This is a genomic window from Streptomyces sp. NPDC104761 (assembly GCF_055583445.1).
On the sequence record NZ_JBVJNZ010000010.1, the window covers coordinates 181,632 to 192,604 of the forward strand.

Sequence of the window (10,973 nt, forward strand, 5' to 3'; positions counted from 1 at the left end):
ATATAACACCACGCGGGTACGAGTCCATCACCCCCGGACCGCATCCGTTCCCGGCATCGGCGCACTCCGCGCCCGGGCGGCTACGGCACGTGAGCCCACGGCGCCGCCGCCGTCAGCCCCCTTCCCGCGGAATCCACTCGCTGCCGCCCAGCGGGTAGTCGTAGCCCGGGCGCCCGGCGTCGCCGCTGGTGCGGAAGGCGGTGCCGGCGTTGTCGACGTGGACGGTGCCGTGGCGGCTGCCGCTGGACCAGTCAAGGGTCAGGTCCCAGCGGACGTCGTGGGCCTTGGTGCGGGCGAAGACGTAGAAGACCTCCGGGTCGGACTCGCTGACCTTGTACGGGAAGTCGCGCTGGCCGTTCTTCGCGGTGACCGTGGGGCTGCCGTTGTCGAGGTCGATGTCGAACGACTTGGTCCCGACGCCACCGCCGCAGCCGACGCCCATCGAGTAGTCGTTCCAGGCGAGCGGCGCGCCCTTGCTGAGCACGCGCACGTGCAGCGCCTCCAGGACGACGGTCTGCGCGCCGGTGCCCTGGACGGTGAGGGCGACCTCCTGTTCGCCCGAGGACACCGCGCCGTACGCCGCGGCCCAGCGCGGGGCGTCCTGCTCGCTCGCCGGCGGGCCGACCTGCGCGGGCTCGCTGTCGACGAGGAAGTGCTGGCTGCACGGGTCGTCGTAGACGTACGGGCGCGTGTTGACGGTGAGCGGTACGGCGCTGCCGGTGGTGGTGCCGTCGGCGCCCTGGGCCCCGCCGCCCTGCTTGCCGTCGTCCGCCGCGCCGCCGCTCCCGCTCCCCGCGGACTCGGTGGGGGTGGCGGAGGACGAGGCCGAGGGCCTGCGTCCGGTCCCGCTCGGGGACGGGGAAGGAGAGGCCTTCCCGGTGTGCGGCGTGCCTCCGACCGCGGTGGCGTTCCCGGCCGCCTGCTCGTCGCCCGCGCCGCCGCGCCCGCCGCCGAGCGACGGATGGACGGCGAACACGACCGCCCCCAGCACGGCGGCCGCCGCGACGGAGCCGATCAGCGCGGTACGGCGCCGGCGCGGCGGCGCGGACCCGTGCGGCAGGTCGACGACGACCGGCTCGCCGCCGTCGGCGCCGGGGGGCGCGTCGGAGCCGGTGACCACCGGCTCGCCGGCAGCGCCGGGTCCGGAGGACGCGTCGGCGTCGTCCTTCCGCGGGGCGGCGGCCGTCGTCGTGGCCTGGTCCGTCCTGCTCCCGCGGGCCGCGTCCGCCAGGATCCAGCGCCGGTGCAGGTCGACCAGTTCCTCGGGCGTCGCCCGGCAGACCCGGGCGAGGCGCTCCACCGGCGCGTACTCCACGGGCACCGCCGTGCCGTTGCAGTAGCGGTGCAGCGTCGACGTGCTCATGTGCAGCCGCTTGGCCAGCACCCCGTAACTGAGCCCAGAACGGTCCTTGAGCTCCCGCAGCAGCAGCGCGAACGCCTCCGTCGCGTCCGCCCCTGTCGCCCCTGACACCCGTTCCCCCATCCCCTCGCGTCCCAGTCCCGCGTTCCAGGGTCTCGGTGTCCGCCCTGGTCGGAGCCCGTTTCCGCGTTCCAGTGTCCCCAACTGCCCGCCGTGCCTGGCGGTTGGGACGGATCGCCTCGCAGGCTTCGGTCATCCAATCACCACCGCCACCCGAACACCGAAGGGGCACGTCCACATGTCCAGCCTCCGCACCTCCCGCACCCGTCTCGCCGGCGCCGCCACCACCGTCGTCCTCGCCGCGCTGTCCCTGACCGCGTGCAGCGACGGCACGGGCGTCCACGCCGAGAGCGTCGCCGCCGCCACGCCGACGACCGCACACGCCTCCTCCCCCACGCCGTCCTCCGCCACCGGCGCGGCCGCCTCCGACACCTCCGCCACCTCCGCCCCGGCGGCCAGGGCCACCACCGGCTCGCGGAAGTCCACCGGCGGCACCGCCGCGTCGAAGGCGCCCGTCCAGGCCGCCAAGCCGGTCACCTGCGAGGGGTCCACCACCAAGACGGTCGCGGCCCCGCTGACCCGCCCCGTGAACCACATGCTCCTCACGGTGACCAACACCGGCAGCAGGACCTGCTACCTCTACGCCTACCCGGCCGTCCGCTTCGGCGAGGCCCAGTCCGTCCCGCCGGTGATCGAGGACTCGAAGCCGCAGGCCGTCGTCACGCTCGCGCCGGGCGAGTCCGGGTACGCCTCGGTGAACCTGTCCGCCACCGACGGCAGCGGCACGCACGGCCACACCGTGAACTCCCTGTACGTCTACTTCCACGGCCGCTCCGGCAACGAGAGCGTCGGCACGGGCGCCCACCCGCCGCTGCCCGCGAAGGGCGTCTACGTCGACGACTCGCTCAAGGTCACGTACTGGCAGCAGTCGATGGACGACGCCGTCAACTGGTGACGCCCCGGCCCCCGTTCGCAGCCCCGGCCCTCGGACCCGCCCCTCTCCCGGCAGGAAGGTGACCCGCCATGCACCGCACCCGCAGGATCTCCCGCTTCGTGACCGCCTATCTCCGCGCCGCCTTCCAGGTCGTCGTCCTGGGCGGCACCGGCAACCTGCCCCAGGCCGCGGCCGTCCGCCGCCGCGGGTAGCGGGGACGGACCGCGGACCCGCCTACCAGCCGATCCGGGCCGCCAGGAACGGCTCGTCCTCCGGTGCCTCCTTGCGGGCCCGCAGGACCCGCTCGGCGGGTGCGCCGGCCGGCACGCGCAGTGGGGGTGTGGGGTGGTCGATCGTGTCGGCCACCGTGGCGGCCACCAGCTCCGGGGTGACGGCTTCGCCGCGGAGCGCGGGCAGGGCCTCGGCGAGCGGGGCGTAGGGATCGTGCTCCCCGAGGAACACCCTGGCGCGCGCGGCGCCGCCCGAGGAGACCGCGCCGGGCTGTACGAGGCTCACCCGGACACCGAAGTGCCCCGTCTCGACGGCGAGCGTCTCGGCGAGCGCCTCCAGCGCCCATTTGCTGGCCGCGTAGGGACCGATCAGCGGCAGCACCAGGCGCCCCTGGATGCTGGAGACGAAGACGAGGCGGCCCGCTCCCCGCTCCCGCATGGCGGGCAGCACGGCCTGGGCCACTCGCAGCGCGCCCAGGGTGTTGAGCTGGAAGAGCCGTTCCACCTCGGCGAGCGGGACGCTCTCCAGGGGCGCGCGGATGGTGTCCCCGGCGTTGCTGACCAGGACGTCGACGTCGCCGGCGGCCCGGACGGCCCGGTCCACGCTCTCCTGGTCGGTGACGTCGAGGCGCAGGCGCAGGTCGACGGGGAGGTCGGCCAGGGTTTCCGGCCGGCGGGCGGTGGCGATCACCCGGTGGCCCCGGCCCGCCAGTTCGACGGCGATGGCCCGGCCGATGCCTCTGGACGCGCCGGTGATGAGCACGGACGACATGGTGCACCTCTTCTTGTCGTGGACGGATCGGCGGTGGACGGCTGCTTCGCGGGCAGCGCTTCGCGGGTGGCGCTTCGCGGACGGCGGCTTCGCTGGCGGCGACTCAGGCGGCAGCCCTGTCGCCGACGAGGTTGCCCCTCATCAGCCACGTCGGGCCCTCGGCGTACCCGGCGGCCTCGGCGAAGAACGCGGCGAAGTACGGGCCGGCCGCGTGCGCCTGGAAGGCGTCGAGGTCCGCGTAGACCTCGTTCAGGTAGAAGACGTCCGGATCCTCCTCGTCCGCGATGACCTCGAAGCGGTGCGAGCCGGGCTCGTTCGCGAGGGAGTCGCGAGCGGTCCTGCGGGCCGCCCGGACGAAGTCGTCGCGGCGGTCCGGCCGGACGGTGAAGGAAACGAGGAACTGGTACATGCGGCGCTCTCCTCACGGTCGGCACAGCCCGGCCGACCAGTTCAGTGACTGAACTGCCCCTGCCGACCACCGTAGCACCACCAGTTCAGTGAGTGAACCGACGCTGGTAGCATCGAGGACATGACCCTTCCCCACACCTATGCGGACGGGAACTGCCCCCTCGCGCGCACGCTGGAGGTCGTAGGAGAGCGCTGGACGCTCATGATCGTCCGGGACGCGTTCTACGGGGTCCGCAGGTTCGGCGACTTCGCCACCCAGCTCGGGATCCCGCGGGCCGTCCTGACCAGCCGGCTGAAGTCGCTGGTGCGGGAGGGCGTGCTCAGCCGCGAGAGCGACGGGGCCGGCGGCGTCGAGTACCGGCTGACGGACAAAGGCGTCGCGCTGTGGCCGGCCGTGCACGCCCTGATGAACTGGGGCGAGGCCTTCTACTCCCCGAACGGCGTCAAGCGCCTCCTCCGGCACGACCTGGACGGTGGGCTCCTCGACCCCGAGGGGCGGTGCCGGGACTGCGGTGCGGCCGTCCCGGTCCCCGAGATCCGCAGCGAACCCGGCCCCGGCCACCGGCCGCCGAGCGGCGTCGCGGACCCCGTCTCGGACGCGATCAACACGCCGAGGCGGCTCCTGCAGCCGATCACACCGGCCCCCGCACGCGGCTGAGCCGGGCCGGCCCCGCAGCACGGGGTGTCACCGCGGCGCGACAGACCGTGATGTGTGCCTAAAGTGGGCGGGTGACGGGCGTTTCCCCGGCGGCGCGGGTGGGCCGCAGGCTCCGGGTGCAGGGGCCGTCGGCGGCCCGGATCCTGGTGATCGCGGTGCTCTGCTGGCAGACGGCGCTGTGGGCCGGTGCCGACCAGCCGCCGGTGTTCGCGGCCATCGTCCCGCTGCTGTGCCTGCGCGGTGACTCCGCCACCTCCCTGGCGGCGCTGCTGCTGAGGATCCTCGGCGTGCTGGCCGGCGTGGCCATCGGCGTCACCGTGGTCAGCCTCTTCCGGCCGAGCACGCTCGTCCTCGCCGTCGTGATCGGGCTGGCCCTGCTCTGCGGGACCGTCGTCAGTTCGGGGACGGCCCTGAACGTGCAGGTCGCGGTGACCTCACTGCTGGTCTTCGCCAACCCCTCGCCGGAGTCGTACGGCTTCGCCCGGCTGTGGGAGAACGCGCTCGGGGGTGCCGTCACCGCCGTCCTCGCCCCGCTGCTCTGGCCGCCGGACCCCCGCAGAAAGGCGGCGGCGCTGGCCCGCAAGTGCGCGGACGGTCTCACGGAGGGCCTCGTGCGCACCACGCGCGGGATCGGGTCCCCGGACGCGGCACGCGCCAACCGGATGGCGGCGCAGGCGGCGGCGGACCGGTTGCGCGGCTACGGGGCGCAGGCGCGGGAGGCGGAGAAGGCCCTGCGGTTCAATCCGCTGCACCGCCGCCACCGCGCCGAGGTGACCGAACTGGTCGGCCGGATCGACCTCGCCGTCCGGGCGGCACCCCAGCTCCTCTCCCTGGCCGCCGAGGCCGAGTTCCTGAGCGTGCGCGACGGCCCGGCCCCGGCGCTCGTCCGGGCCCGGGCCGCACTGCTCCCGGTCGCCGAGGCCACCGGGCACGCCCTGGAGGCGGTCCTCGCGGGGCGGCATCCGGGCGCCGACACGGAGGCCGCCCGCGCGGCGCTGGCCCGGTACGCCGAGAGCGACAGGGAGCCGCGGGCCGTGGTGCTGCGCAGGCCGTTCACCCGGATCCTCGACCTCTGCGACGGCTTCCGCGGCTGAGCACGCCCGGAGCGGCCGCCTGGAAGATCCTCCCTAGGACAGATCCGGCCGGGCACAGGAGGATGGAGACGCTGGGTGTGCCGAGTACGCCGGAGGCGACCATGGGTGCGGTGCTTGGTGACGTGCTGGGTTTCGCAGCCGCCGTCGCGGTCAGCCCGCTGCCGATCATCGCGGTGATCCTGATCCTCGCCACCCCTCGGGGGCGCCTCAACGGCGTCCTGTTCACGGTCGGCTGGATCCTGGGGCTCGCCGTGCTGGGCGCGGTGATGCTGGCGATCGCCTCCCCCGCGCACGCCTCCGCCCACAAGCACCCGGCCACCTGGGTGGGAGCTCTCAAGCTCGCCCTGGGCCTGTTCCTCGTGGTCTTCGGCGCCCGGCTGTGGCACCGGCGTCCGAGGGATCCCTCGGAGGCCCGGCTGCCGAAGTGGATGAGCGCGATCGACGGCCTCGCGCCGGTCAAGATCTTCGCGCTGGGGGTGGCTCTGGCCGCGCTCAACGCGAAGAACGCCCCGCTGACGATCGCCGCCGGGGCCGCGATCGGCTCGGCCGGGCTGCCGGTGGGGCAGCAGATCGGGGCCCTGGCGGTCTTCGTGGTGGTCGCCACCCTCGGTCTGCTGGCCCCACTGGGGGTTTTCCTGCTCGGTGGTGAACGCGCCAGGACCACGCTCGGCGACTGGAAGGACTGGGCGGCTCAGCACAACGTCGCCGTGATGGCGGTCCTGTTCTTCGTCCTCGGGCTGAAGCTGCTCGGAGACGGCGTCTCCGTCCTCACTTCCTGACGATCCCGGTGGCGGAGCGCCGCCCGGTCACCAATAGTGACGTCGGCCGGCGACCGCGTGTCCCGTGGATCCCAGGATCCAGAAGACGGCCCCGACGACGAGCAGGATGATGCCCAGCGTCCACAGGATGGATATGCCCGTGAGGAATCCGACGATGAGCAGGATGACACCGAGTGCGATCATGACCGTACCTCCTAGCGCGTTCCACGGCCTCTGTCGGATGTCCGGGTTCCCCGGAGCGGCCCGGTCATACCGGAGCCGTTCGACCAGGTGACGGGGAAATCGAAAAAGGCGTCCGGACAGGGAAGCCGTCCCGGTCCCGCGGATTCCGACACGCCGACCACAGGCGCAGGCCCGTAGCCTCGACGGCATGCGTGTGCTGATCGTCGAGGACGAGCCCTATCTGGCGGAGGCCATCCGCGACGGCCTGCGCCTGGAGGCGATCGCCGCGGACATCGCGGGGGACGGCGCCACCGCGCTGGAACTGCTGAGCGTCAACAGCTACGACATCGCCGTCCTCGACCGCGACATCCCCGGGCCGTCGGGGGACGAGATCGCCCGGCGCATCGTCGCCTCCGGCAGCGGGATGCCGATCCTCATGCTCACCGCGGCCGACCGCCTCGACGACAAGGCGTCCGGCTTCGAACTCGGCGCCGACGACTACCTCACGAAACCCTTCGAGCTCCAGGAACTCGCCCTCAGGCTCAGGGCCCTCGACCGCAGACGCGCCCACAGCAGGCCCCCCGTACGGGAGATCGCCGGGCTGCGCCTGGACCCGTTCCGCCGGGAGGTCTACCGCGACGGCCGGTACGTCGCGCTGACCCGCAAGCAGTTCGCCGTCCTCGAAGTCCTCGTCGGCGCCGAGGGCGGCGTCGTCAGCGCCGAGGAACTCCTCGAACGCGCCTGGGACGCGAACGCCGACCCGTTCACCAACGCCGTACGCATCACCGTCTCGGCCCTGCGCAAGCGCCTGGGCGAACCCTGGATCATCGCCACCGTCCCGGGCGCCGGGTACCGCATCGACACCCAGCCGGAGCCCGGCCGCGCGGGAAGGTGAGCGAGCCGGATCGGGGGGTCAGCTCACGGTGAAGGTGTAGGAGCAGGGGACGAGCCGGATGCCGTCAGCTCGAGGCCGTGTCCCCGGCCACGGTCTGCGCCCGCCACGCATAGGTCTGTCCGTCGGCGAGCATGCCGCCCGACAGGACGCCCTTGGCCTCGTCCCCGGGGGTGGCGCGGTCACGGGTGACCGTCGCGGTCCGCGAGGGGTCGGCGACCGGCCACGCCTCGAACCGCACGCTGACCGGGGAGTTGCCGATGGCGTCCGTGGTTCCGGGGATGGCCTCGGACATGGTCAAGTGGTCCCTCCCGTGTGGATGCCCGCGACCGCGCGCGAATGCGCACAGGTGTACGGGCAGCGGGGGGGATCGTATGGGCGTGGCCCGGTAAGTCGCACGGGATTTGAAGAGAGTTGGGCGAACGGCGCACGACCGGCGCGGTCGGCGGAGCGCTCAGTTCTGCTGGACCTGCAGATGGATCGGTCCGCGCAGGACGGGGCTGCGTCGGTACGGGGGCGGGTCGGCGACCAGGGTGGGGGTGTTGAGGCGGTGTACCAGCTCGGTGAGGGCGATCTGGGCCTCGCGGCGGGCCAGTGGGCCGCCGAAGCAGAGGTGGATGCCGCTGCCGAAGCCGAGGTGCTGGTTGTCGTGCCGGTCGGGGTCGAAGCGGTCCGGGTCGTGGAAGCGGTGGGGGTCGCGGCTGCCCGAGGCCAGCATCAGCATGATCTGCGAGCCCTTGGGGATGACGGTGTCGGCGACGGTGATGTCGCTGTACGCGGCCCGCCACGGGATGATGTGCACGGGCGGTTCGTAGCGCAGGAGTTCCTCGACCAGCGGCACGATCAGGTCCGGTTCGCCGCGCAGCCGTTGCAGCACGTGCGGGTGGCGCAGCAGGGTCAGCATGCCGTTGGTGATGAGGTTGACGGTGGTCTCGTGGCCGGCGATCAGCAGCAGGTTGGCGGTGCTGATGATCTCCTCGTCGGTCATCCGCCCGTCCGGCCCGTCGTCGTTGGCCAGCCGTGACAGCAGGTCGTCGCTGGGGTGGCCGTGGCGTTGCTCCACCAGTCCGCCGAGGTACTGACGCAGGTCCTGGCGGGCCCGCACGCCGTTGTCGAGTTTCTCCTGTGGGTCGGTCCGCGCGTCGTAGTCGATCGCGTCGATGATGTCGTTGACCCACACCCGGAACCGCGGTTCGTCCTCGCGGGGCACGCCGAGCAGGTGGCAGATCACGGTGACGGGGAACGGGTAGGCGAGGTCGTCGACGATGTCGATCCGCTCCTTGTCCGCGACGCCGTCGAGCAGCCCGCCGACGGTGTCGGCCAGGGCCGGTTCCAGGGCGGTGACCAGCCCCGGTGTGTGCGGGGGCCCGAAGTGGCGCATCGCCATCCGGCGCAGCCGGTCGTGCTCGGGCGGGTCCATGTTGATGAAGGCCGGCGTGGTCGTGCCCTCGGCCGAGGGCATCGGATGCGCCAGGTTGCGGACGTCGGAGCTGAGGTGCGGGTCGTGCAGGATGTCCGCCAGCTCGCGGTACGTGCTGATGACGTAGCTGCCGTCCTCCTGCCGGGCCACCGGCGTCTCGCGCAGCTCGGCGTAGAGCGGGTACGGGTCGGCCCGGGAGCCGTAGTCGAGGATCCGGCGCAGCGTGTCGGGCGCCTCGGTGGTGGTCATCTCGCTGTCCTTTCCCCGCTACCGGTGGTGCTGGTGCGCGGCCGTGACGCGTCGTTCGCTCGGGTCGTGGCCGGTGACGACCACGGTGGCGCCCTGGGCGAGCAGGGTGGGGCCGGGGAAGTCGACAGGGACCGGTTTGGTGTCGACGGGCTGGTCGGGCGTGGGGCAGGGCGGCGGGAAGGGCGCGGCCGTCTCGATGAGCCGCCGGTAGTGGTCCAGCCACTTCGCGTTGTTGAAGGTCACCGCCGCGGTGACCCGGCCCTGGTAGCCGTACGCGGCGACGAAGCGGCGGTCGGACACCGACCCCTGGGTGACGACCACCTCGTCGGCGAAGGTCGGCACGCCGACGGACTTGATGTTGACGCCGAACTGGATCGACCAGAACCGCGGGATGGACAGGTGGGGCCAGCGCTCCGCCTGGCCGTTGACCATGTTGTGGGCGGCGACCTCGGCCTGCTCCACGGCGTTGGCCCAGTGCTCCAGCGAGATGAGCCGGTACTCGTAGACCGGGTTCGGGCAGCGCGCCACGTCCCCGGCGACGAAGACGTCGTCGGTGATCAGCCCGTTGAGGTCCATGGCGCGGCAGCCCGTGTCGCAGGCGACGCCCCAGACGCCCGCCGCCAGTCCGGAGCCCCGCAGCCACTCGGTGTTGCGGATGCCGCCGAGCGCGACCACCGCCACGTCGGCGTCGACCGTACTGCCGTCGTCGAAGTGGGCCCGGCGCAGCCGCCCCTGCGCGTCCCCCTCCAGCTGCGTGACCTTGACACCGCACCGCAGGTCGACACCGTGGGCGCGCTGCATGTCGGCCGCCACCTCGCCGATCATCGCGCCGAGCCCCCCGACCAGCGGGTACGGCGCGAGTTCGGCGACGGTCACCGGGATGTCCCGCTCCCGGCAGATGGACGCGATCTCGGAGCCGGTGAACCCCGCCCCGATGACCAGCACCCGGGACGGCCCGGCGGCCAGGGCCCGCTGCAGCCCTTCGGCGTGCTCACGGGTCCGGACGACGAACACCCCGTCCAGCGCCGCCTCCGACTCGACGAACCAGGGCCGGGCCCGTACCCCGGTGGCGATCAGCACCCGGTCGAAGGGGACCTCGCGCCCGTCGGCGAGACGCACGTGGTCCGTGGCCAGGTCGAGACCGCTCGCGGGCACGCCCAGCAGCCACTCCGCGTCGATGTCCCGCCGCCGCGGCAGCCGGGTGCCGTCGGCCGGCACCCACCCGGTCAGGACCTGCTTGGACAAGGGGGGACGGTCGTAGGGCTCGCCCAGTTCGTCGCCGATCATCGTCAGCGATCCGGTGAAACCCTCCGCCCGCAGGGACTCCGCGGCCCGCAGCCCCGCCAGTGACGCACCGACGATCACGATGCGGCCGTCGCGCTTGAATGCTCGCAGGTTGTCGGCGCTGCTCATGGCCTCGACGCCTCCAACGCTGCGTCCCGCCGCTCCGTCCGGCCCTCCAGCCGGTCGACGAGAATCGCCTGGACCGGGCAGGCCGCCGCGGCGCGCAGCACCCGGTCGCGCTGGGCGTCATCGGGCTCCGGGTCGTACATCAGCGCTTCCTCGCCGTGCATCCGGAACGCGTCCGGGGCCAGGAACGCGCACTGTGCGTACCCTTCGCATCGGGAAAGATCGACGACGACTCGCATCCCGGCCTCCACAGGAAGAATTCGGTGCTCGCGAGAGAGAACGCGAGAGAAAGGCGAGAAGGACCGGCCGTCGCGCGAAGGCGACCGGCGTTCCTGGAATTGCCTTTACATCGCGCTATTTCACCCGATCAGCGTATTCCGGAGGCACATCACCCGCACCCCGGGAAGCCGGATGTCCGGGGCCCGGCCGGGCGAAGGTCCTGGGGCGGGCCGCGCGACGCAGTCCGGCCCCGCGGGTCCCCCCCCCGCCCCGACGTTTGTGTGGGCTGCGGATCTCCGGGCTGCCGGGCCGGCGTAGACGCGCAC

General features: G+C 73.0%; 14 protein-coding genes. 6 read left to right on the forward strand and 8 right to left on the reverse strand.

What is annotated here, in order from left to right:
- Positions 1–112: 112 nt before the first annotated feature.
- The gene (locus ACZ63F_RS26575; RefSeq protein WP_469714254.1) at positions 113–1,471 is read right to left on the reverse strand and encodes a helix-turn-helix domain-containing protein; all 1,359 of its coding nucleotides are present in this window, start codon (positions 1,469–1,471) and stop codon (positions 113–115) included.
- Positions 1,472–1,658: 187 nt separating this feature from the next.
- Between ACZ63F_RS26575 and ACZ63F_RS26580 the strand changes: the two genes are divergently transcribed.
- On the forward strand, positions 1,659–2,375 hold the full coding sequence (locus ACZ63F_RS26580; protein WP_469714256.1) for a DUF4232 domain-containing protein: 717 nt from the start codon (positions 1,659–1,661) through the stop codon (positions 2,373–2,375).
- A 68-nt stretch (positions 2,376–2,443) separates the two neighbouring features.
- A complete protein-coding gene (locus ACZ63F_RS26585) occupies positions 2,444–2,566 on the forward strand; it encodes a hypothetical protein (RefSeq protein ID WP_351956561.1) in 123 nt (40 codons plus the stop codon).
- A 22-nt stretch (positions 2,567–2,588) separates the two neighbouring features.
- Here the strand turns inward: ACZ63F_RS26585 and ACZ63F_RS26590 are convergent, their stop codons facing one another.
- Complete coding sequence (locus ACZ63F_RS26590; RefSeq protein WP_469714259.1) at positions 2,589–3,356, reverse strand: SDR family oxidoreductase; 768 nt, start codon at positions 3,354–3,356, stop codon at positions 2,589–2,591.
- A gap of 103 nt (positions 3,357–3,459) precedes the next feature.
- A complete protein-coding gene (locus ACZ63F_RS26595) occupies positions 3,460–3,765 on the reverse strand; it encodes a putative quinol monooxygenase (protein WP_351956563.1) in 306 nt (101 codons plus the stop codon).
- Positions 3,766–3,885: 120 nt separating this feature from the next.
- Here ACZ63F_RS26595 and ACZ63F_RS26600 point away from each other — a divergent pair, with 120 nt between their 5' ends.
- The 3 genes from ACZ63F_RS26600 to ACZ63F_RS26610 all read left to right on the forward strand — a co-directional run bounded on the left by ACZ63F_RS26600 (position 3,886) and on the right by ACZ63F_RS26610 (position 6,295).
- Positions 3,886–4,422, forward strand: a complete 537-nt coding sequence (locus ACZ63F_RS26600) for a winged helix-turn-helix transcriptional regulator (RefSeq protein ID WP_469714263.1) — start codon at positions 3,886–3,888, stop codon at positions 4,420–4,422.
- A 71-nt stretch (positions 4,423–4,493) separates the two neighbouring features.
- Positions 4,494–5,516: an FUSC family protein gene (locus ACZ63F_RS26605; protein ID WP_469714264.1), complete on the forward strand. Its 1,023-nt coding sequence runs from the start codon at positions 4,494–4,496 to the stop codon at positions 5,514–5,516.
- 101 nt (positions 5,517–5,617) lie between these two features.
- Positions 5,618–6,295 (forward strand): GAP family protein, encoded by a 678-nt coding sequence (locus ACZ63F_RS26610; protein ID WP_469714266.1) that lies wholly within the window; start codon positions 5,618–5,620, stop codon positions 6,293–6,295.
- Between the two features lie 27 nt (positions 6,296–6,322).
- Here ACZ63F_RS26610 and ACZ63F_RS26615 read toward each other — a convergent pair whose 3' ends face one another.
- The gene (locus ACZ63F_RS26615; RefSeq protein WP_093500398.1) at positions 6,323–6,478 is read right to left on the reverse strand and encodes a DUF6131 family protein; all 156 of its coding nucleotides are present in this window, start codon (positions 6,476–6,478) and stop codon (positions 6,323–6,325) included.
- Positions 6,479–6,665: 187 nt separating this feature from the next.
- Here ACZ63F_RS26615 and ACZ63F_RS26620 point away from each other — a divergent pair, with 187 nt between their 5' ends.
- Positions 6,666–7,352: a response regulator transcription factor gene (locus ACZ63F_RS26620; protein ID WP_469714269.1), complete on the forward strand. Its 687-nt coding sequence runs from the start codon at positions 6,666–6,668 to the stop codon at positions 7,350–7,352.
- Positions 7,353–7,416: 64 nt separating this feature from the next.
- Here the strand turns inward: ACZ63F_RS26620 and ACZ63F_RS26625 are convergent, their stop codons facing one another.
- From ACZ63F_RS26625 to ACZ63F_RS26640, 4 genes are all read right to left on the reverse strand, one after another.
- Complete coding sequence (locus ACZ63F_RS26625) at positions 7,417–7,644, reverse strand: hypothetical protein (RefSeq protein ID WP_469714271.1); 228 nt, start codon at positions 7,642–7,644, stop codon at positions 7,417–7,419.
- Between the two features lie 159 nt (positions 7,645–7,803).
- Positions 7,804–9,018 carry a cytochrome P450 gene (locus ACZ63F_RS26630; protein WP_469714273.1) on the reverse strand — a complete coding sequence of 405 codons (1,215 nt, stop codon included), beginning with the start codon at positions 9,016–9,018 and terminating at the stop codon, positions 7,804–7,806.
- 18 nt (positions 9,019–9,036) lie between these two features.
- On the reverse strand, positions 9,037–10,431 hold the full coding sequence (locus ACZ63F_RS26635; protein WP_469714275.1) for an NAD(P)/FAD-dependent oxidoreductase: 1,395 nt from the start codon (positions 10,429–10,431) through the stop codon (positions 9,037–9,039).
- On the reverse strand, positions 10,428–10,667 hold the full coding sequence (locus ACZ63F_RS26640; protein ID WP_352356478.1) for a ferredoxin: 240 nt from the start codon (positions 10,665–10,667) through the stop codon (positions 10,428–10,430). The genes ACZ63F_RS26635 and ACZ63F_RS26640 overlap by 4 nt, the downstream gene beginning before the upstream one ends.
- Between the last annotated feature and the right edge of the window lie 306 nt (positions 10,668–10,973).